We start from the raw sequence: 21,025 nt of genomic DNA on the forward strand, positions 1-21,025 counted from the left end.
GAGGTAAAAGCATGAATCCACTGCTGTCCCTGCTCCCCGCGAGCAAAAAAAAGGGAATGAATGCAAGGCTGACTCAGCAATTTGCTTACATAAGCTCTCAGACAGGCGATCAGCCTTTATCATCTCATCACAGTCGTTTTATGTGTCGTTATGGCTATGGAAGGTCTGCCGAATCTGCCAGTATGGGAGAAAGCGGACAGGATTTCGCCGCAGTACGTATTCATAAATCCGTCTGTTGTTTTGTCTTGTGTGATGGTGTCGGGCTCAGTTACCGAGGAGATTTTGCAGCCCGCTATCTGGGTTCTTCTTTACTGGATTGGATGGAACGGGGACAAGATCTGTCTGCTGATCAGTTGAGGGGGTATCTTGAACGTTTGGCAGGTACAGCGGCAGAGGAACTGGATCGGCAGCCTTTGGATCATGAATCAGGCTTAATGCGTTCGGTATTGGAAGATAAACGTCGTCAGGGAAGCCAGTCCATGTATATTTGCGGTAAAATCGAACTGCCGAAGCGTGGTAGCCGTGGCCGTCTCCGACTTGCCTGGCAGGGGGATTCACGTTTGCGACTATGGAATGGTGCCGAGGAAATCAGCGAGCTGTTCGATCATACCTTCTCTACAGCGGAGCGCTGGTCTACAAGTCGTGGGCCGATTGGAGGGAAGCCTCATTGGTATGAAAGAAGCATACCCGCAGATATGCCGATGAGATTACAGGTATATACGGACGGTTTATCCGATTTAGACCCCATTCGCGAGCCTGTCCCTGATGAGCAGATACAGGTATTGCTGGATGCATCCCATACCGGGGGACTTGATGATGATGCTGCATTTATTGAGTTGCAGTGGTAAATAAATAAGAAAAGGACGTTATACAACCATGGATATGGATGTATACGTCCTTTTTTTGATGAATACATAGAACATAACGATTCTTTAAGATATTTGTAGAATGTAACGAGGAAGAGAAGGAAAGAAGCGCTAATACGCGTAATATTCGTACTTTTCTTAAATATCGCAAAGGAATAGCAAAAAATGCGCAAAAATGGTGATTATAAAGTATATCCTTTTGGGTAATCTTGTGATTATACAGATTACAGAAAGGGAGCGATACATATGAGCTACACATATGCAGGAGGCGCGCGCTTTGAAGGCAAAACCGCTCTAATCACGGGAGCTGGTTCTGGGATTGGCAAGGCAACGGCCATTCAGATGGCTAGAGAAGGAGCGAATGTCGCTCTTTTTGACGTAAGTAATGAGCGCATTTTAGAGACGGAAAGAGAAATTAATGCTATACGTGAAGGATCAGCGCGAGCTTTTGACGTGGACATTGCTGATCCGGTGCGTGTGGAAAAGGCAGTTCTGGAAGCGGTTGAATTATTTGGAGGGCTGCATATCATTTTTGCCAATGCGGGGATTAACGGTGTCGTCGGGCCGATTGAGGATCTGAGCATTGAGGATTGGCGGCAAACATTGTCCACGAATCTGGATGGTACCTTCCTGACGGTGAAGTATACAATACCACATTTGAAAAAGAACGGTGGCGGCAGCATTATTATTACCAGCTCCATTAATGGTAATCAGCGCTTTACCAGCTTTGGGATGTCAGCCTACAGCACATCGAAGGCGGGTCAAACCGGTTTTGCTAAAATGGCTGCGCTGGAGCTGGCTAAGTTCCGTATTCGTGTGAATGTCATCTATCCGGGTGCCATCTCGACGAATATTGATGAAACCACGGAGAAATCGGAAGGGTTAAAACAAATTACCATCCCCGTCAAGTTTCCCGAAGGAGGACAACCGTTGGCTGATGGACCGGGTCAACCCGAGCAGGTAGCTGATTTGGTGACATTTTTGGCCTCAGACCATTCGCGACACATTACTGGCGCACAAATTGTCATTGATGGGGCAGAGTCGTTATTGTTTTAGAAAATACTGTCCATACACTGATCGACAGCCTGGATGACAAATATGTTGACTATTACTTTCATCAGCTTCACGATGCTTGGTGATATGTACAATGCTCGCAATGGGCGCGATGAGAGGCAATGATGCAGGGGAATGAGGCAAGAATATGAGGGCGTACAGGGGATAAAATGCGGAAGAACCACCGAAGGATGAAAAATCCAGTGCGGTGGTTCTTTTTTTTCACTCGTCTTGTATGCCATCATTATAGGGGGAGGCGATGAAGGATGTTCCAGGATTTCAAGCTCGTAAGTGACCGCCCGGTCTCGATACAAGTAAAAGAATACGTCAATCGTTTAATTATAAAAGGGGCGCTTCAGGCGGATCAGAAGCTACCTTCCACACGAGAAATGAGCGTTCTGCTTAAAGTGAGCCGCAATACAGTCATTGCAGCCTATGAAGGCTTGGAGGATGACGGATTTACGTATGCGATTCCCGGAAAGGGTAGTTATGTGGCCGCTATGGTGGGCCAGTCGGCCGTAGATAACGGAGGATCTGACGGTTCTGCCACCTGGGAGATCGACTGGAAGGCAAGAATGAACGAGTATGCTGTATCGGCTGTTGATCTGGATATGATGAAGCAGGGCATTCGTACCCAAAAGGGAACTATCTCGTTCACAAGCATCGCTCCGGATGAGCAGCTGTTTGATCTGGGGGATGTAAGGCGAGCTTTTATGGATCGGATGGCAATCGAAGGGCAGGTGCTGCTCAACTACGGCTATGCTAAGGGCTACAAGCCGCTGATTGATTACCTGATGCATTATATGGAGAACAAGGGCGTTGATATAATTGGCAAGGATATGCTGATTACAGGCGGTTTTACAGAAGGCTTTGACATTGTGCTGTCGGCTTTACGCCCTTCTGCACGCCGCGGAGCGGCAATTTGTGAAAATCCGACCCATCACACAGCGATCAAAAATTTGAAGTTGCAAGGATTTGAGATTACCGGCATTCCGATGGAGCGTGACGGTATTGATGTGGAGCGGCTAGAGGAGGTACTGCAGACCAATAGCTTCGATTTGGCCTATTTGACTCCTTCCTATCACAATCCGACAGGCATCGTCATGTCGCCGGCAAAGCGCAGCGCTGTTATGAAATTAATGGCGCGCCATCAGATTCCGGTGATCGAGGATGGATTCAATGAGGAGCTACGCTACTCGGGAGCGCATGTTGCGCCCTTAATAGCGACAGCAGGGCAAGGGAACGGAGTAATCTATATAGGCAGCTTCTCCAAGGTGCTGTTCCCTGGCTTGCGAGTAGGCTGGGTGCTTGGAGACCGAGCACTGATTGACACTCTGGAAAGCATTAAGCGTGCGCGCACCATTCATACCTCAACAATCGATCAATCGATTTTATACCAATATATGCTTAACGGAAATTTCGATAAACATGTAAAAAAAGCACGTACAGAGTATAAACGCAAATATGAGCTTACAAAGGCATGCTGTGAAGCACATCTTCCTGAGGCACAGGTGTCTGGTGACGGGGGCTTGCATTTATTCCTTACCTTCCCGACAGACGTAAATACACGCCAGCTGCTAGAAGCTTGCACAGAACAGGGCGTCATTTTCACACCGGGAGACAAGTTTTTTATTCAAGAAGGCGAAGGGACGAATACATTGCGGCTTGGGTTTTCACGAGTAACAGATGAAAATATCGAACGGGGTATTCAAATAATCGGTAAACAGACGCGTAACTTTCTTAAGGCATAAGGATTAAGAAAAGAGCTATAGAGACGGAATGTTGTTCTGAAGAAGCACTAGCGATCGGATGAACATCCGTAGCCACATAAAGATTTTGAAGAAAAATGAGGTGTCATGATGAAAATTGGCGTTATTATGGGCGGTATTTCCTCTGAGCGTGAGATTTCTCTGCAGACAGGTCAAGAGATGATCAATCATTTGGATCGCAGCCGTTATGAAGTGGTTCCAATGGTGATCGAGCAGCGAGCGGATTTAATCGTGCAGGTCCAGCAGGCAGGCATCGATATCGCGCTGCTGGCACTGCATGGTCAGTATGGCGAGGACGGCACGGTGCAGGGAGCGCTGGAGACACTGGGCATTCCCTACACAGGCAGCGGTGTCCTGGCAAGCAGCTTATGCATGAATAAGCAGTTGTCCAAGACGCTGCTGAAGGCAGCGGGTGTGCATACGCCTGCAGGCCTTTGTTGGCAGGGGATGGACGATTATGATCCGCAGGTGGTGGAGCGTTTGGGCTACCCGGTTATTGTGAAGCCGAATACGGGAGGATCCAGCATTGGCATCCAGCTTGTACAAAATGAGAAGGAGCTGCTACCAGCTGTTCAGGAGGCTTGCAGCTTGGATCAAGCGATCTTGATTGAGCCCTATTATAAAGGGACGGAGATTACCTGCTCCATCGTAGATGGCAAGGTATTACCAATTATTAGCATTAGCTCGGCTCGTTCGAAGTGGTTCGACTACCAAGCGAAATATGAGGTCGGCGGTGCTGAGGAGAAGGTGGTCGAGCTTCCCCCCGTTATTGAGCAGCGTGTGCGCGAGGCGGCACTGGCCAGCTACCGGCTACTGCAATGTAAGGTCTATGCAAGGGTCGATATGATTTTGTGTCAGGATAGACCTTACGTGCTGGAAGTGAACACATTACCGGGAATGACCGCCAACAGCCTGCTTCCGAAGAGTGCGGCAGCTGCGGGTATAACCTTTACACATTTACTGGACCATATTATTGCCAGCTCGCTCCATGAGCGGAAACAGGAATGGAGGATGGCGTAATATGTTTAGTGAAAAGGGGACAGGGCGGTTTGTATCCTCGCGTGTACGGGATATTCGGCCATCGGGAATTCGCGCTTTTTTTGATCTGAATGCAGCAGGCGGAGGTACAATCGCCCTTGGGGTCGGAGAGCCTGATTTTGTTACACCGGAAAAGGTACGTGAAGCTTGCATTCAGGCATTGCGTGAAGGACAGACGAAATATACTTCGAATGCCGGCTTGATGGAGCTGCGGGAGGAGATCTCTGCTTATTTTTCCGGCAGCTTTGCGCTTTCCTATGACCCTGAGCAGGAAATGATTGTGACGGTGGGGAGCAGTGAAGCCGTCGACCTGGCGCTGCGAGCAGTGATCGATCCGGGTGACGAGGTGCTGATTCCAGCGCCAAGCTATATTGCCTATGAACCCATTACCCATCTGCATGGCGGTAAAATTGTAGAGGTGGCGGCTACGGCAGAGGAGCAATTCAAGCTGACCCCGCAAGCGCTGCAAGCGGCAATTACACCTCATTCAAAGGTTTTAATGATCAATTATCCTTGTAATCCGACTGGGACAGTTATGACGGAGCAGGATTGGATGCCAATTACAGAGCTCATTATCAAACATAATCTGGTCGTCATTTCGGATGAAGTGTATGCCGAACTGACTTACGGGAGAAAGCATGTCAGTATCGCCTCCTTGCCGGGCATGAAGGAGCGTACGATTGTCATCAGCGGTTTTTCCAAAGCATTTGCGATGACAGGCTGGCGGGTAGGCTATGCGTGCGGTCCGCATGAGCTGATTGCCGGCATGCTGAAAATCCATCAGTACACAGCCATGTGTGCGCCCACCATTGCACAGATTGCCGCGCTGGAATCATTGCGCCATGGCTTGGCTGCCAAGGATGAGATGATGGCGAGCTACAATGAACGTCGCAAACTGTTTGTGGCCGGCTTGAATGCAATCGGGCTTGCTTGTCATGAGCCTGAAGGGGCTTTTTATGCCTTTCCTTCAATTACTTCTACTGGCATGTCATCTGAGCAGTTTGCACTTCGTATGCTGAAGGAAGCGAAGGTGGCGGTCGTACCGGGACATGTATTCGGATCAGGCGGAGAGGGCTTTATTCGCTGCTCATATGCAGCCTCGCTCGTCGATTTGGAGAAGGCGCTGGAACGGATGGGAAGGTTTATGCAGGTAATGCAGCCGGTATGATGAACAGGGTTAATAACTCGAATTTTGCCGAACGTCTTTATGAAATATTTTACAATACCTTTATGTTTTTTGAAAACATAAAGGTATTTTTCTAGGGCGTGTATTCAAACTATAATTCATAGTTAAATGATGGTAAATTGAGATATGAAAAGACGATACGAAATACGCGACGATCAATGGGATCAAATTAAAAAACGATCATGCCATTTTGCATTAATTGAACATGTGGAACCCGTCGGTGATCAGCGGCATTACCCGCACAGCCAGCTCGGAGGGGGCTCTGTTCTTCCCTCCAGGTTCCAGCGGTAGGTAACACCGTATAAAGACCAGCTTAACAGGGTTGCTGCGGTTGCGAGCGACTTCGAGTCCGCAGCGGCGTCTGCTCCAGAGATCAGCTGAAGGGTGAGTTTCTCAAGATGCAGCTTGATATTTTCTTCAAGCAAGAGGGCCACTGAATCGTATTTCTTGAAGCAGTGGTGGCTTGTTTCATGGTAATTACATAATGCCACAATAAGCTCCAGAAGCGTCTTCTTCGTCAAAGGTCCTTTCGTATCGACTTTACAGACTACCATATTCGTAAATGCGTCCAGCAAAAAGGCTTCGAACAGCGCATATTTATCCGGGAAATGTGCATAGAAGGTCGCCCGGTTAATCGTGGCTGCCTTGGTGATGTCACCGATAGTTATCGAGTTGAAGTCCATGATGTTCAACTGCTGGATGAAAGCATCCAGAATTAATTGACGTGTCCGAATGACGCGCGGGTCGTTTGGATTGGGAGGAAGTACACCAGCCATCCTTTGAACACTCCTTTCAGTAAAGATACTAATCTCTTATTATAAACATGTGTTGAATAGACAACAATTATTATCTCCTAATACGACAGTTTTTTTCACTTCTTGCTTAAGCAACAAATTAGTCGGATTGTTGGTTGAAGCGGGAACAGGAGCTTGATACTATTGCACTCATATCCACTTTGAAAATAATTATTGAAACTATAGGAGGCGTTATTCTTGACTAAAGAGCAGCAGCAAACTCATTCACTGGAGGCCTTATTTGAACCTCATACGGTTCATCAATTAACTATACCTAACCGGATTGTAATGTCGCCGATGGCGCGTGCTTTTGCACCGGAAGGAGTGCCGGGTGAGGATACTGCCGCCTATTACCGACGCCGCGCAGAGAACGGGGTAGGGCTCGTCATCACCGTAGGCATGATTGACCATCCGGCTGCAACAAGTGAGCCCGGACTTCCTAGTATCTTTGGCGAAGCCGCTTTGAACGGCTGGAGGGAAGTGGTCAGACAGGTCCATGAGTCTGGAGGGGTCATATTCCCGCAGTTATCGCATATGGGGATGATTCGCCCCGTGGGTTCCCAGCCTTACCCGGACGCTCCGTCGATTGGGCCTTCGGGACTGGATATGCAGGGGAACAAAGTAAGCGAGCCGATGACGGAAAAAGAAATTGCCAAGGTCATCCAATCCTTTGCCGATGCGGCAGTAAATGCACAGCAGGTTGGCTTCGACGGAATTGAGCTGTCGGGCGGTCACGGCTTACTGATCGACCAATTCTTCTGGAAGAAAACCAATCAACGGACGGACCGCTATGGCGGCGATTTCCTGAAGCGTACCCGGTTTGCAGCCGAGATTGTCCAGGCAGTCCGCGCTGCCGTCGGCCCGGATTATCCGATCTCCATGCGCCTGTCCCAGTGGAAAATGGCAGATTATACGGCGAAGCTGGTAGATACGCCGGAGCAGCTGGAGCAATTCCTGACTGTGCTGGTACAAGCGGGCGTAGACATTTTTCATATCTCGACGCGCCGATTCTGGGAACCGGAATTTGCAGGTTCGGAGCTTAGTCTTGCCGGATGGGTGAGGAAGCTCACCGGGAAGACAACGATTACTGTTGGCTCCGTAGGCATGGACAATGATCCCGCAGATGGAGAGGAGGCAGACAACCAAGGACTGAAGGAGCTGCTGAAGCGGCTGGATAACTGTGAGTTTGATCTGGTAGCTGTCGGACGCGCGCTCCTGGGTGATCCGGCATGGGCGAAGAAAATCCGGGAGGGACGGACAGAGGACATTCTAGCCTTTACTCCTGAGTCTGCAGCCAATCTGTATTGATTGCGTGCTTGTCATAAGAAGGTGACATAAGAAAACCAAACAAGCAGGTTAAGACATCCAGCCTTGATCCGCTTGTTTGATTTCATAAATTAGGGTGATGGTATATTGTATAAAGACAATGTAAACAACCAAACGAAAACAGATGGACGATAAGATCAGAAAAAGAATACACTGACGAAGACGATTGCGGCCTGCTATCCCCAAACCGAAATCCAAAAGTGTATCAGGCTGTGCGGTTTGGAAGGACGGCGATGGTTCAGTACAATTCCGTTAGGATGGGCTGATCTTACAGCAAAAAGATGATTTTCACTTCCATGGACACCATAAACGCCCGCCGTTTGATAATGTGAATGCCCTATTTTCTTTTGCCTATACACTGCTGTCCAACGATATGAAATGGGCACTGGAAGCTGTGGGCTTGGATGCTTATGTAGGTTTTCTGCATAGAGGTTGTTCAGAGTGAGCCTTATTGGCATTGGATGTGATGGAAGAACTTCGAGAAGTATATGCCGGCCGTTTTATCCTTACATTGATTAATAAGAAAAATGATTAAATAAAAGATTTTACAAAAAAAGAAAACGGGGCTGCCATGATAAACGATGTTACAAGGAAAAATCGTAATGAAGGCATGGCACAATGAAACAGGATAGGATTATTTATCCCTATGTGAATGTATTTCGGATTTTACCCAATTCGACGTTTAAAGTACGAACTCGAAGAGTTGATAGACAAAACAGAAGACAGCTTGCGCTTCTACAACTTAGAAGATAACTACAAAAAGAAAGTGGATCATATAGGGGCCAAAGAAGCTTACGATATGGAAAGTCCGCTGATTCTGTAAGGTGCGAATGTGAAGCTCACATAAAAATCCCGGGTCCTTCGCACCTCGAAAAATGTCGAAAAGCAATTGAATCGGTTGCCTTCAGAAAAGGGCAATGGTTGATCCAAGCCTTTTTGGCATCGTTTTTTGCGAGAATGTGTGGAATTGATATCATTAGGGTATGAATTACTGCATTTTCGCTGTCGCACTCCATGTGAGTGCGTGAATGATATGAAAAAAGAAGTCTTATTTCGTGGCCTGCCCAGCAGTGAATAAGTGCAAATTTCTTTTTAACGGATTCCTTATTCGACAAATTCCCCCTTACTTTTATACAATAATGAACTAACATTTACTATGTTGAAGTATAAAATAAGGTGGGAGTTGCTTATGAGGATTTCCATTAGTAAGTTTCTAAAGCGTTATGCAACGATTCTATTGAACTACGCAATAGTTATAGGGGTATTTTATGCTTTGGGATATCAGATGAATGCTATGGGAATCTATGCAATTCTGACAGGAATTGTGAGTGGAGAAATAATCAATTTGGCATTATCAAAGCGAGAGAAATGAACCTATGTATCCCTTGATTACATCAAAATCGGGGGATTTTTCATTTGATTAAAAGGTACAACAGAGTTTCTACCTGGGAACTCTATATCATTTACTAATAGTAAAGAATATGGAGAAATGAAATAGTCATGTCAACTCTGTGAAACCTTTTATTTCGGCAATTCAATTTTACTTTTGCTATTCGTTTTCACAATCTTCCCTTGTGTGTAAGTTATGCTGAATTTTCGTTATAAACATTAGTTGCATAATATATTGACAGATGGTTAATTATGGAGAAGAATAGAGGGTGATTTTTAAAATAATGGAATTTTTATGTGAAGGATGGTTATGACTTGAAGCATACACCTACGATTTCAGCGGAGTTTGAGGATTATCTAAAACAAAATGATATGACGTTGAGTCAATTTGCCGAATATTCAGGGGTTCATCAAAGAACGCTTAGTAATTGGATTACTCAGCATCGTCCTGTTTCCGTACAGCAGCTAGACCGAATCACTGTGGCTATGGATTTGCCAGAAGGCTATTTTTACGATCTATACATAGAAAATTACATCATTGACCTTTCCCCGAATTTTAGGCGAATCGAGCCATTATTGTATCGTTGTGCGGAGCTGGACAAGCTGGATGCAATCCGTCGAATGGTTGGACATATCATGGATAATCCGCTGTATGCGTCCAGGCTATTTGATGTTGCAGAAGCATTATTTGAACAGGGACGACATGCAGCCGCGCTGCCTCTCTATGAGAATGTCGTAGAAGTGGAGAAATATCAGCATTCTGAACGTTTGGCCACCTGCCAATATCGTATATTCACGATTCAAGTTGGAGATGATCAAAGCCGAAATCTCAAGGTAGCAACGCTATTTGAACCCTTCATGGAACGACTGGATGAAATAGATCAGCTTGATGCCCTAAAAGATTTAGCGAATGTGTATCGTTCTTTGCGCTTATGGGATCGGCTTGATGCGACAGCTCGAAAAATGAGAGATAAAGCGGAAATCCAATATTCGTTGAAGCATCAGCAGAAGAAGCGAGAGGGTTCTGGCAAGAAAACAAAGTGTCCGTTATTCGCATACATTACTTATGCTGATTTACTGTGCGCCAGTGTCTGTGAAGCTCAAGGTGATTATCAACAAGCCCTACAATATGCATACGCCTACGCAAACTTGGATTGGGTCATAGAGACGGATGAGAACACTCAACACTGGGTCAACTTGTACAAACATTGGTCAGAAGGTAATACGTATGTAAATAAACTATTGTCCGGAGATATAAGTGTGCTTCCAGATTATGTTGAATATATTAGTGTATCATCAAACACCACTAAAGAAATGGTTACTCAACTATTGAATATTATGATGGCGGCTAACCGATTTCAAGTTGATGTGGATGAAATACTTAAGCAGTTCGAAACGGAGATAGATTCGATCACCCAACAGCAACCATCTGCTGATATGTACACTCATCAAGTGGTTCCAGAACAATCAACGCGTTTTAAATATGAACTGGCTAAATACTACTTAAATAAAGGTAATTACTCATATGGATTTAAATACTTACTAGACGTTTTATCTAAATCATTAGTCATTAACAAAGAAGCCTTTTTCATTAGCTGTATAAGATTATTTGAGCAGTTCAAACAATTTGCAGACTTTAGGATGTGTACGAAGTATGAAAGTTTAGTTAGAGAAGGGTGAAAAGAAAGATTATTTTATTATTAATAGTTATTAATCATTTCTCAGTGTTGATTCCAAGTTGAATAAAATAAAATATATATGGAAAACGAAGAAGGTAGAATGTTGCTGTGCAAGTAAAGCGGTCGCTTTTGCCACGAATTTTAACCCTCCTCTGACTTTTTTAAGGAAATACGGGGGCGGTGACGATGGGAAGCAACATCCGACTGCGTAGTGAAACAATAGTTGAATTTTAAGTTCAGCTTGTAGGAGTCTGTTGCATTTTTTTAAATAAACATAAAACGCCAAAAAAGTGCCTCTGGAATGCTGCAGAAGCACTTTTTTTGTCGAGCAAATTTTCAAAAAATCCAAAAGTTTACGTTTTGTATTAGGATACGACACAGAAGGGGGAATCATGCTGATGAATCCAGGTGTGACTTTACTTCGTGTCGAACGGGCCAGAAAAAGACTGTACCAAGTCCAGAAGAAATATGGATTTTTAACGCATCCCAAAGTGATTGAACAATCCATGAAACTGGATGAACTATTGAATCAATACCAAACCTGCAAAATGAAATCTTAGCTAATGTGTGTGCATGACGCGCTTTTAAAGGAAGAAGACGAACTCCAATCCCCAAACCCCAATCAAAATTCTAAATCCTATACTTATGAAGAGGTGATAACGTTGTTGAACAAACGAAATCCTGTAACTCCTTTTGGCTGGAAAATCAAAGAAAAGCTAGTTGAGAGGCAAATGGATCAGAGAACATTTGTGATACCTATCATATTCCTGCTAGCCGTTTGTCCAATCTCATTCACGGAACACGTAAGGCCAAAAAATATAGAGTGCAAGTATCTCAATTGCTTGGGATCGAAGAATAACCCCCTTTCTCCTTTATGTAAACAGGACATACTAATGATATGTAAGCTACAGTGGCAAAGGACTCCAGGTTTCTTTAATATAGATTGTACATAGGATGTTTAATACAAGGAGTGGAAAGGGGCGATGGGGATGTTCTCCAGAATGGCAGAGCAGAAGATTGCCGAGGCGATGGCCAAAGGTGAATTTGATCATTTACCGGGAGAGGGCAAGCCACTGGTGATCGAGGATTTGTCACATGTTCCAGAGGAGCTGCGGATGTCGTACAAGCTGTTGAAGAATGCAGGCATTTTACCGGAAGAGCTTCAGTTACAAAAGGAATGTGTCCAGTTACGTGATTTGCTTCACGCTTGCCATGAGGCAGGAGAGCAACAGCGGATCAGTCGCAGGCTGACTGAAAAATCACTACGTCTCCGTATGCTGCTGGAGGAAAGAGGGCTGAATACGTCATCTGTATTTTATGAATATGAGTCCGCTATGCGTAAGCGACTGGAGGAATAGAAGCGAGAGGAGCAAAGGGCGGAATGCCCTTGCCCGTACACTTTAATCTCCGCGCTTTACCTCATTACCGTTGCAGTGCAGATAATCTCGTGAGGCATTGTTTCGTCAGGATGACAGGTTCTTTGGGCAGTTTGTCCAAATGAAAGTCATCGATTAAATCCTCAGCCTTCACAGGCTCAGGTGAATCCAGCAGCCCTGAAAAATAGGCGAGCCAGCCAATGACTGCTTCCGGTGTGACCCCTTGTCGGCGCATAGCTCGGAGTGCTACGCCACCATGTCGTTTGGCCAGCCTTCGCCCATCAGGGCCTAGGACAAGGGGAACGTGTGCAAAACGTGGCGGCTGCAACCCCAAAGCTTGGTACAGCAATAGCTGGCGGGGAGTCGAATCGAGAAGATCATACCCGCGTAGTACGTCGGTCATATGCATATCCGCATCATCGACAACGACAGCCAGCTGATAGGAAAACATGCCGTCGGCTCGTTTGACGATAAAATCGCCCCCCTCAGCCGCACCAAAGGCCACATGACCTGCTACCTGATCATGAAACGAAATAACGGCATCTGTATGTTGCGGTACTTTAAAGCGAAGTGAAGGGAGTTTATGCTGTGCTTTGGCTACTGCATCTTGAGAGCTAAGGTTACGACATACCCCCGAATACGCAGGCCCTTCACCAGACAGTCCATGTGGAGCATGGGCGGCGGCCAGAATGTCGGCCCGACTGCAAAAACAAGGATACAGTAAATCTTGCCTCTGTAGTTTCTCCAATGCAGACTGGTAGCGTTCCAGCCGTTGGCTTTGAGTGTAGGAACCGTAGGGACCGCCTATGTCGGGTCCTTCGTCCCAATTCAGCCCGATCCAGCGCAAGTCTTCCATAATCCCTTGCGCCAACTGGCTGCGAGCTCGCGTCATATCAATATCTTCCATGCGCAAAATATAGGTTCCGCCCAGGGAACGAACGTGCAGCCAGGATAATAAGGCAGTACGAGCGTTTCCTAAGTGTATCCATCCCGATGGTGTTGGGGCAAATCGCCCTCTGATGGGTTGGGCCTGTAATTCCATACGAAAGTGACCTCGATTCTATGTTCCGTCCTTCAGCAATCCATATCAAACTACATTATAAAACGATCTTGCCGCGAGTGCATCCCGACAGGTATAGGAGCTAACACAGAAAACTTACATAGCTGCGATGGCCAGACGGGAAATTTAAATATCTGTATAATAGATTTAGAAGAATTATGCACGACAGACCGAAGAGAAGTCCCAGAGGGCAGCTTAGCATTTTCTATTCAGTGCTCGATAATTACAGGTAATGAAAAATTCACAATAATAAAGAAATTAAAACTTAGATTCTACGCATCAAGCGTATCATTGGAGAGATTTCATTGACAGATAAACAACTGCCTATTATGCAAGTGATCCCCGAGCTTAAACATACACTGCAATCCCATTCGGCGGCGGTACTGATTGCACAGCCGGGAGCGGGGAAAACGACGGTAACACCTCTGGAGCTACTGCATGAGCCGTGGCTGGCAGGGCAAAAGATGATTATGCTGGAGCCGAGGCGTTTGGCAGCGCGTGCAGCAGCAGCGCAAATGGCAAAAGCGCTCGGAGAGCCCACCGGGAAGACCGTGGGTTATCGGGTTCGTATGGATACAAAGGTAGGGCCAAACACACGGATTGAAGTGGTTACGGAAGGCGTACTGACCCGGATGCTGCAACATGATCAGGCGTTGGAGGGAGTCGGCCTGATTATTTTTGATGAGTTTCATGAACGCAGCCTGCATGCAGATTTGGGATTGGCACTTGCCCTGCAAAGCCAGGCACTGTTGCGACCGGATTTGAAGATATTAATCATGTCTGCCACCCTGGAGGCAGAGCCTGTATGTAGATTATTAGGGGATGCGCCATTGCTGGAATGTCCAGGCACTGTATTTCCGGTAGAAACCTTTCATATATCCAAACCTTCGTCAACTTCATTAGAGTCCTTTACGGTTGAGACGGTAGAAAAGGTACTCCATGCTCATGAAGGTGATCTGCTGGTGTTTTTACCAGGGGCTAGAGAAATTCACAGAACGGAACGAGAATTGGCTTCAAAGCATTTACCAGCACATGTCAAGGTCATTCCGCTGTATGGGAGCATGAAGCTGGAGCAGCAGGATGAAGCAATACGCCCGTCGGCTTCGGGCAGTCGAAAAGTGGTATTGGCCACTTCAATTGCCGAGTCTAGCTTGACCATCGCCGGAATCACGGTGGTGATCGACAGCGGACTATCGCGGGAGTCTGTATTTTCCGCGCGAACCGGCATGAGCCGTTTGACCACGGTCAAGGTGTCCAAGGCCTCCGCCGATCAGCGGCGCGGACGGGCGGGCCGCCTCCAGCCGGGCGTATGCTACCGGCTGTGGAGCGCGCAGGAGCAAGCCGCGCTCCCCGATGCCAGCCGCCCGGAAATCGCCGCGGCGGATCTGGCCCCGCTCGCGCTGGAGCTAGCGGCCTGGGGCGTGCGCGAGCCCGCCGAGCTGGCCTGGCTGGATGCCCCGCCTGAGGCGGCGTACCGCCAGGCCACAGGTCTGCTGCACCAGCTCGGCTGCCTGGGTGAAGCAGCCGATGGCACTACAGGCGGCATTACCGCGCATGGGCGCGAGGTGTCCGCCCTGGGCACGCACCCGCGCCTCGGGCACATGCTGTTGCGCGCAGCCGCCCTCGGCCTGGCACCAACTGCCAGCCGTCTGGCTGCGCTGCTGCAAGAGCGGGACCCGTTCCGCGCTCATGGCGGAACGGATTTACGCCCGCGACTGGACGCCTTGCGCGAGGCGACCCATGCCCGCAGCACCCACAGCCTGCTGCGGACGGCAGACGATACGGTGATTCGCCGTATCGTGCAGGAGAGCCGGCAGCTGCTAGCCACGCTGCCGACAGCAGCCGCAGCGCAGGACGAGCCTGACGGCTCCGCGGCTTGCGGGCTGCTGTTGGCCTTTGCGTATCCGGATCGGATCGCGCAGGGCCGGGGGGATGGCCGCTTTTTGCTTAGCGGCGGTCGGGGGGCGCGACTCCGACAAGTGGAGTGGATGTCGCGTTCGTCCTATCTCGTCGCCGCTGAAGTGGACGACGAGGGAGCAGACGGTGCCATTCAGTTGGCGGCACCAATTGAACTGCAAGAGCTGGTCGAGCATTGCAGTGAAATGCTGTTGGAACAAGCTAACGTATACTGGGATAGCTCCGCCTCAGCAGTGAGAGCCCGCAAAGTACTGCGGTTGGGCTCACTTGTCTTAAAGGAAACGTCCTATGAGCGACCTCCGGCAGAGGAAGTAGCTGCTGCCTTGATGCAGGGTGTCCGTGAACGAGGTCTAAAGCTGCTGTCATGGAATCGGCAAACCCTCCAGTTGCAGGCGCGTTTGATTTTTATGCACTTCTCGGCCCCTGAGGACTGGCCGGATTGCACGGAATCGGCATTGCTGGATTCTCTGGAAGCGTGGCTGCTACCTTTTGCTATAGGAGCCAAAAATGTATCCGATCTGCAACGGCTGGACAGTGCTGCATTGCTGCTTGGCAGGCTGGATTGGGAACAGCGGCAGCTGCTTGATCAGGAAGCGCCGACGCATATCCGCGTACCCAGCGGTTCCCGCATTCCTGTCGATTATTCAAATCCTGAGGCACCAGCGCTGGCCGTACGACTACAAGAGTTGTTCGGTATGGGGGATACGCCTCGTATTGGACGCGGACGTGTGCCAATTGTATTGCATTTACTGTCACCTGCCCAGCGACCTGTCCAAGTGACTTCCGACTTGTCCAGCTTCTGGAGCGAGGCTTATTTTGAGGTCAAAAAGGATCTAAAGGGCAGATATCCCAAGCATTATTGGCCGGATGATCCACTGGAAGCTGTGGCGACCAACAGAGCAAAGCCAAAGCGTTAAATAGAAGCTATTTTATGCTAATCGACTTTTTGAATTTTTGTAAAATCGTTTAAACGTCATAATAGTGGGGTAATGAAAAACGAACCACTCAACACTAAAATATTTGGGAGGTAACTATCATGGCTAATAACTTAAACGATTATAATGAAAAGAAAATTGTTGGTGTTTTTGATACAGAACAGGAAGCATCTCGTGCGATAGGACAATTGCAGAGCAAAGGAATTCCAAGCAGTGAGATTTCTGTGATCACCCGTGACCGTGACGAGCTGAGGACGATTAGCGAAGAGACAGGCACGAAGGCACCGGAGGGTGTAGCGACAGGTGCGGCTACAGGTGGAGTTGTAGGCGGTGTCGCTGGCTTGCTGGCAGGCATCGGGGCCTTGGCTATTCCGGGTATCGGACCTATCCTTGCCGCTGGACCTATCGCGGCTACTCTTACCGGAGCAGCTGTCGGAGCGGGAGCAGGTGGCTTGGTCGGTGGACTGGTCGGGCTGGGCATTCCAGAGGATGATGCACGTCAATACGAGACCTACGTCGATCAGGGCAAGATTTTAGTGCTGGTGGATTCCGCTGACCATCACAGGGATGTTTATGATATTTTCCGCACCAACCGTTCGCTGAATGCGGATCGTTACAGAACGTATGATGATACGGTGGCGGACACGCCGCGTACAGATGTGTACACAGATACTAGAAGGAACCTGTAAACACCTTACGGCTAGTTAAGAGAGTGATGTACAGTAGGCTTTCCTATTTCCTTTGCATATAGGTTGTTTTTACAGCAGCAGTCTCCCTGAGAGGGAGGACTGCTGCTTTTACATATTTTTACTCATTGATAAACCTGAGATAAACGATGCTTTGCATGCGGTTGGCACGTTTAACCTTCTATATATTTTTACAGAATTGTCGTTATAATAGATTGAGGATTTTGCAAAAATCCTGGATTTATAAATTGCTAGATGTAACAGGAGAGTGACATGAGTCAAAAAGAGAGAATTTCCGAAGTCGCTTTGCTGAGAGGGCTGGCTTTTGCGGCCGTTGTTCTTCAGCATTCCGTCGCACACTATGCGGTTGCGCAGGGGGCGCGCATCCAGGACGGGGTATTGATGACACTTTTACTGCTATGTTCCAAATTTGCAGTTCCTGTGTTTGTATTTATCACTGGAATGGTGTTATTTTACAATTATGATGGAGCCTTAAAGTACGGAACGTTTTTACGTAAAAGATTCATGGACATCATCGTTCCTTATATCATATGGTCTCTTTTATACGAATTGGGAAATCAGCTTGCCCAAAGTGGTGGATATATTCACCCACTTGATTTTTTCCAGAAGTTGTTGAACGGGAAAAGCAGCTATCATCTATGGTACATCGTTATGATTATCCAGTGTTATGTGTTATTTCCCGTGTTTCGTTATGCGGTCCGTCATTTGTCTGCGCTGCTGCCGTCAAAATGGCGACCCGCTGCATTGGCTGGATTCGGCGTGCTATATATTTTGCTCATGTTCGCCGTTGGACCCGTATACCAAGCGATGGATAAGCTCCAGCTTCCGGTTATTACCTCTTGGTTTACCCTGTACGCTGACCGGAATGTGATCTATTTTTTCTTTTATTTTGTGCTAGGAGCGGCAGCCGGGATGAACGTCAAGCGTTGGAATGCTTGGGTAACCAAAGCACAGATGATATACTGGCCGTTGTTTATCGTGATTACAGGCTACTTACTGTATGAGATGATCGGTCAGTTCCAGACGCCGCGAGGTACAGTTATTTCCTTTAACTATTTATCTCTGCTGCGTCCGATCATGGCTGTATATTGCGTTGCGTCTATTTTTGTAGCTTATCGGGTAGCGACGTGGATTGCTCATAAGGGGGGACGTGCGGCGAGTATGCTGACGGCCATCGGAACGTTGTCCTATGGAGCGTATCTCATGCATGCCTTTATGCTACGTATGACCTATTATTTTGACGAGACGTTGTTTGCAGACTGGAGTCACGTTCTTCGTACGCTGGCTTCATTCGTTCTCTGTATGATCTTTTCCGTTGCTGGAACATGGCTGCTGGCACGTTTGCCTCTGGGCAAATGGATCGTGGGGCTTCGGGTTCGTCCTCGCCCGACTGGAGGTCCGCCAGCTTTACAAAAGCAAGCCTGATTTGATAACCCAATCACATATGTTCACATGAGTATCCCAAAGCCAAGAAATAGGGCCAAGGGATACTTTTCTATCTACATTTGTTTAATAGTATACATACTGATAGACTGGATGTTCACATCCATATGGGGAGGGTCGCTAAATGAGTGGTCCAGATATAAGAAGCGTTTTTCCGATGAAAAATATTAGAAGTCTGTGTTTTTTGAACAATGTAGTGGTTAATCCATATATCGAAATCGGGGATTATACCTATTATGACGATGATGATAACCCTTTGGATTTTGAGAAAAATGTCCTTTATCATTTTGATTTTATAGGGGACAAATTAAAGATTGGTAAGTTTTGCGCGATTGCAGCCAAAGCCAAATTTATTATGAATGGCGCTAATCATAATACCAATGCATTTACCACTTTTCCTTTTGGAGCGTTTGGCGGAGATTGGGAAGTTGGTGTACCCAATTTAAGTGGGGGCTACAAAGGGGACACTGTGGTTGGAAATGATGTTTGGATTGGTTACAATGCTACCATTATGCCCGGAGTTCAAATTGGTGATGGAGCGATCATTGCGTCAAATGCCGTGGTGACAAAAGATGTTCTGCCATATTCCATTGTAGGAGGAAATCCCGCGAAGTTAATTCGTTATCGGTTTGATGAGGAAAATATAGCGATGCTCCAAACCCTGAAATGGTGGGACTGGGACATCCAAAAAATAACAGAATATATTCCTGTTTTGACAAGTAACGATACGGAGGCCTTAAAACAATTAATCCAGTCTTCGTAATCTGTAACTCTATTTTTTTAGCTTTAGTTACATTATTTCAACATATGAAAAATTCATAATAGCAAGAACAATAAAATCATTTCTCAGCGCTGCGCACACTACTCTATATCGCCTCATTCTATATCTCTCACCATCTTAAAACAGGTCACAAGGGATGGAGAGTTCTCATAAACTCTTATCTCATCAAAGGAAATAGTGTATGGACGCAGAGTGGTTTATAATGGAAGATAAGGTGCACGAATAAGGTGTGGAGGAGGCTGTGAAATGGCGTTTATGATATCCCAGCGGGCTTTTATCAAAATTTATCTGATCACAATGGTGGAGAGGCATCGCGGTTATGGATATCAGATGCTCGAATCGATGAAGGATGAGTTTAGTGGCTTTGGATATGTTCCGCCTCAGAGCGAGGTTTACCGGGCGCTGCATGAGCTGGTACAGGAAGGCGTTTTTTACCGTACCAAGCGATTGAAAGGAACAGACCCGCGCGTGGATTTTCAGGAGATTGTACTCTATCACTTTACAGATGATGGCGAGGAGAAAGCCCGACTGTACAAGAAGCAGGTCAAAGCCGATTTGGACCGTTGCTTAGGTATGCTGCATAAAGCGGAACAAGACAACTATTCCTAACCACGAAAGGATGAGAATGATGGGTAGAAAGCTGAAATGGGGAATTTTAGGCACTGCGGAGATCGCCCAAATCGCTGTAATTCCTGCGATTCAGCAATCCGAACGCGGAGAAGTGCTTGGGATTGCTAGTCGTAATGCGGATAAAGCCGCTGAGGCCGCCCGGGAGTTCGATATTCCAAAAAGTTATGGAAGCTATGATGAACTGTTGGCTGATCCCGAAATCGGAGCGGTGTACATTCCGTTGCCAAATCATCTGCATGAAGAGTGGACCATTCGGGCAGCGGAGGCTGGGAAGCACGTTTTGTGTGAAAAACCATCTTCTCTTAGCTCGGCTGGGACAAGCCGCATGATTGAAGCATGTCAACGTGCAGGAGTGATCTTTGCAGAGGCTTTTATGTATCGCTATCATCCCAAACATCGAAGAATTAAGGAAATTATCAATAGTGGGGAAATTGGTGACATTCGCGGCATCCATTGCACGTTTACGTTTAACAATACCGATCAGGCAGATAATGTGCGCTTTAATAAAAACATGGGCGGCGGCTCGCTATATGATGTGGGCGTCTATCCGATATCAGCCGCTCGTATGTATTTGGACCGGGAGCCGGAGGCAGTGACGGTACATGCCTTATTTTCCCCGGAGCATGACAACGTCGATATGATGGCTTCCGGCTTGCTGGAATTTCCGGGTGGAGTCAACCTTACTTTCGATTGTGGCATGTGGGCAGCCAACCGTTCCAACATGGAAATTCTCGGTAGCAAGGGTACGATTGCGATGCCCAAAATGTTCGGTTGGGAAAGAACGTCTGTGGTACCGCAAATTTTCGTCCACGTCGGTTCGGTTACGCGTGAGGAACGTCTGAAAGGTTTTAATTCCTTTGAACTGCAAGCGGATGCTTTTGCTAAAGCGGTGCTTGATGGTGTCCCGTTGCCGTATGAGCCAGAAGATGCGGTGAGCAATATGAAGGTGATCGACGCTTGTATTGAGTCAGCTCGCAGTCGAAAACGGATAGAAATTGGATAAACGGGATCACCGTATTCCCGTAAGGCATAAAAAAGCAGCCTGTCCAAAGGACAAGCTGCTTTTTTAGATGAAC

Annotated in this window: 17 protein-coding genes and 3 pseudogenes; 18 read left to right on the forward strand and 2 right to left on the reverse strand. The window is 47.3% G+C overall.

Annotated elements, in window-relative coordinates:
- Positions 1-11: 11 nt before the first annotated feature.
- The 5 genes from MHI21_RS11085 to MHI21_RS11105 all read left to right on the forward strand — a co-directional run bounded on the left by MHI21_RS11085 (position 12) and on the right by MHI21_RS11105 (position 5,894).
- Positions 12-848, forward strand: a complete 837-nt coding sequence (locus tag MHI21_RS11085) for a hypothetical protein (protein WP_023988268.1) — start codon at positions 12-14, stop codon at positions 846-848.
- Positions 849-1,112: 264 nt separating this feature from the next.
- Positions 1,113-1,922, forward strand: coding sequence for an SDR family NAD(P)-dependent oxidoreductase (locus tag MHI21_RS11090; protein ID WP_023988269.1), 810 nt, complete (start codon positions 1,113-1,115; stop codon positions 1,920-1,922).
- 263 nt (positions 1,923-2,185) lie between these two features.
- Entirely contained in the window at positions 2,186-3,670 is a 1,485-nt protein-coding gene (locus MHI21_RS11095; RefSeq protein WP_342419995.1) for a PLP-dependent aminotransferase family protein, read from the forward strand.
- A gap of 108 nt (positions 3,671-3,778) precedes the next feature.
- Entirely contained in the window at positions 3,779-4,708 is a 930-nt protein-coding gene (locus MHI21_RS11100; protein WP_342420201.1) for a D-alanine--D-alanine ligase, read from the forward strand.
- 1 nt (position 4,709) lies between these two features.
- Positions 4,710-5,894 carry an aminotransferase class I/II-fold pyridoxal phosphate-dependent enzyme gene (locus MHI21_RS11105; RefSeq protein ID WP_342419996.1) on the forward strand — a complete coding sequence of 395 codons (1,185 nt, stop codon included), beginning with the start codon at positions 4,710-4,712 and terminating at the stop codon, positions 5,892-5,894.
- Positions 5,895-6,145: 251 nt separating this feature from the next.
- Here the strand turns inward: MHI21_RS11105 and MHI21_RS11110 are convergent, their stop codons facing one another.
- The gene (locus tag MHI21_RS11110; protein ID WP_342419997.1) at positions 6,146-6,688 is read right to left on the reverse strand and encodes a TetR/AcrR family transcriptional regulator; all 543 of its coding nucleotides are present in this window, start codon (positions 6,686-6,688) and stop codon (positions 6,146-6,148) included.
- 216 nt (positions 6,689-6,904) lie between these two features.
- Between MHI21_RS11110 and MHI21_RS11115 the strand changes: the two genes are divergently transcribed.
- The 7 genes and pseudogenes from MHI21_RS11115 to MHI21_RS11145 all read left to right on the forward strand — a co-directional run bounded on the left by MHI21_RS11115 (position 6,905) and on the right by MHI21_RS11145 (position 12,458).
- Positions 6,905-8,014: an NADH:flavin oxidoreductase gene (locus MHI21_RS11115; RefSeq protein WP_341161677.1), complete on the forward strand. Its 1,110-nt coding sequence runs from the start codon at positions 6,905-6,907 to the stop codon at positions 8,012-8,014.
- Between the two features lie 346 nt (positions 8,015-8,360).
- Positions 8,361-8,567 (forward strand): annotated as a pseudogene (locus tag MHI21_RS11120) (CRISPR-associated endonuclease Cas1).
- Positions 8,568-8,673: 106 nt separating this feature from the next.
- Positions 8,674-8,855, forward strand: a pseudogene (locus MHI21_RS11125) (CRISPR-associated endonuclease Cas2); the annotation flags it as partial.
- Between the two features lie 881 nt (positions 8,856-9,736).
- Entirely contained in the window at positions 9,737-11,101 is a 1,365-nt protein-coding gene (locus MHI21_RS11130; RefSeq protein WP_342419998.1) for a helix-turn-helix transcriptional regulator, read from the forward strand.
- A 391-nt stretch (positions 11,102-11,492) separates the two neighbouring features.
- Complete coding sequence (locus tag MHI21_RS11135; RefSeq protein ID WP_019687040.1) at positions 11,493-11,660, forward strand: aspartyl-phosphate phosphatase Spo0E family protein; 168 nt, start codon at positions 11,493-11,495, stop codon at positions 11,658-11,660.
- A gap of 105 nt (positions 11,661-11,765) precedes the next feature.
- A pseudogene (locus MHI21_RS11140) lies at positions 11,766-11,959 on the forward strand (XRE family transcriptional regulator).
- A 124-nt stretch (positions 11,960-12,083) separates the two neighbouring features.
- Positions 12,084-12,458 (forward strand): DnaJ family domain-containing protein, encoded by a 375-nt coding sequence (locus tag MHI21_RS11145; protein WP_076264218.1) that lies wholly within the window; start codon positions 12,084-12,086, stop codon positions 12,456-12,458.
- 64 nt (positions 12,459-12,522) lie between these two features.
- Here the strand turns inward: MHI21_RS11145 and gluQRS are convergent, their stop codons facing one another.
- Complete coding sequence (gene gluQRS, locus MHI21_RS11150) at positions 12,523-13,518, reverse strand: tRNA glutamyl-Q(34) synthetase GluQRS (RefSeq protein WP_342419999.1); 996 nt, start codon at positions 13,516-13,518, stop codon at positions 12,523-12,525.
- Positions 13,519-13,841: 323 nt separating this feature from the next.
- On the opposite strand from gluQRS, the gene hrpB reads away from it, so the two are divergent.
- The 6 genes from hrpB (at position 13,842) to MHI21_RS11180 (ending at position 20,952) form a co-directional block, all read left to right on the forward strand.
- Positions 13,842-16,370 carry an ATP-dependent helicase HrpB gene (hrpB, locus tag MHI21_RS11155; protein WP_342420000.1) on the forward strand — a complete coding sequence of 843 codons (2,529 nt, stop codon included), beginning with the start codon at positions 13,842-13,844 and terminating at the stop codon, positions 16,368-16,370.
- A 119-nt stretch (positions 16,371-16,489) separates the two neighbouring features.
- Positions 16,490-17,077, forward strand: coding sequence for a general stress protein (locus MHI21_RS11160; protein ID WP_103047817.1), 588 nt, complete (start codon positions 16,490-16,492; stop codon positions 17,075-17,077).
- Positions 17,078-17,347: 270 nt separating this feature from the next.
- Positions 17,348-18,520 (forward strand): acyltransferase, encoded by a 1,173-nt coding sequence (locus tag MHI21_RS11165; RefSeq protein ID WP_165175564.1) that lies wholly within the window; start codon positions 17,348-17,350, stop codon positions 18,518-18,520.
- Between the two features lie 142 nt (positions 18,521-18,662).
- Positions 18,663-19,301, forward strand: a complete 639-nt coding sequence (locus tag MHI21_RS11170; RefSeq protein ID WP_342420001.1) for a CatB-related O-acetyltransferase — start codon at positions 18,663-18,665, stop codon at positions 19,299-19,301.
- 264 nt (positions 19,302-19,565) lie between these two features.
- On the forward strand, positions 19,566-19,928 hold the full coding sequence (locus MHI21_RS11175; RefSeq protein ID WP_013310011.1) for a helix-turn-helix transcriptional regulator: 363 nt from the start codon (positions 19,566-19,568) through the stop codon (positions 19,926-19,928).
- A gap of 19 nt (positions 19,929-19,947) precedes the next feature.
- Entirely contained in the window at positions 19,948-20,952 is a 1,005-nt protein-coding gene (locus tag MHI21_RS11180) for a Gfo/Idh/MocA family oxidoreductase (RefSeq protein ID WP_061830313.1), read from the forward strand.
- The last annotated feature ends 73 nt before the right edge of the window (positions 20,953-21,025 follow it).

The sequence above is a fragment of the Paenibacillus sp. FSL H8-0168 genome (genome assembly GCF_038592955.1).
In the GTDB taxonomy this organism is placed as follows: domain Bacteria; phylum Bacillota; class Bacilli; order Paenibacillales; family Paenibacillaceae; genus Paenibacillus; species Paenibacillus polymyxa_B.

Excerpts from the sequence above, each read along its gene's own strand:
- MHI21_RS11085 (WP_023988268.1), top strand. The coding sequence starts at position 12 with ATGAATCCACTGCTGTCCCTGCTCCCCGCGAGCAAAAAAAAGGGAATG.
- MHI21_RS11090 (WP_023988269.1), top strand. The coding sequence starts at position 1,113 with ATGAGCTACACATATGCAGGAGGCGCGCGCTTTGAAGGCAAAACCGCT.
- MHI21_RS11095 (WP_342419995.1), top strand. The coding sequence starts at position 2,186 with ATGTTCCAGGATTTCAAGCTCGTAAGTGACCGCCCGGTCTCGATACAA.
- MHI21_RS11100 (WP_342420201.1), top strand. The coding sequence starts at position 3,779 with ATGAAAATTGGCGTTATTATGGGCGGTATTTCCTCTGAGCGTGAGATT.
- MHI21_RS11105 (WP_342419996.1), top strand. The coding sequence starts at position 4,710 with ATGTTTAGTGAAAAGGGGACAGGGCGGTTTGTATCCTCGCGTGTACGG.
- MHI21_RS11110 (WP_342419997.1), bottom strand. The coding sequence starts at position 6,688 with ATGGCTGGTGTACTTCCTCCCAATCCAAACGACCCGCGCGTCATTCGG.
- MHI21_RS11135 (WP_019687040.1), top strand. The coding sequence starts at position 11,493 with ATGCTGATGAATCCAGGTGTGACTTTACTTCGTGTCGAACGGGCCAGA.
- MHI21_RS11145 (WP_076264218.1), top strand. The coding sequence starts at position 12,084 with ATGGGGATGTTCTCCAGAATGGCAGAGCAGAAGATTGCCGAGGCGATG.
- gluQRS (WP_342419999.1), bottom strand. The coding sequence starts at position 13,518 with ATGGAATTACAGGCCCAACCCATCAGAGGGCGATTTGCCCCAACACCA.
- MHI21_RS11160 (WP_103047817.1), top strand. The coding sequence starts at position 16,490 with ATGGCTAATAACTTAAACGATTATAATGAAAAGAAAATTGTTGGTGTT.
- MHI21_RS11165 (WP_165175564.1), top strand. The coding sequence starts at position 17,348 with ATGAGTCAAAAAGAGAGAATTTCCGAAGTCGCTTTGCTGAGAGGGCTG.
- MHI21_RS11170 (WP_342420001.1), top strand. The coding sequence starts at position 18,663 with ATGAGTGGTCCAGATATAAGAAGCGTTTTTCCGATGAAAAATATTAGA.
- MHI21_RS11175 (WP_013310011.1), top strand. The coding sequence starts at position 19,566 with ATGGCGTTTATGATATCCCAGCGGGCTTTTATCAAAATTTATCTGATC.
- MHI21_RS11180 (WP_061830313.1), top strand. The coding sequence starts at position 19,948 with ATGGGTAGAAAGCTGAAATGGGGAATTTTAGGCACTGCGGAGATCGCC.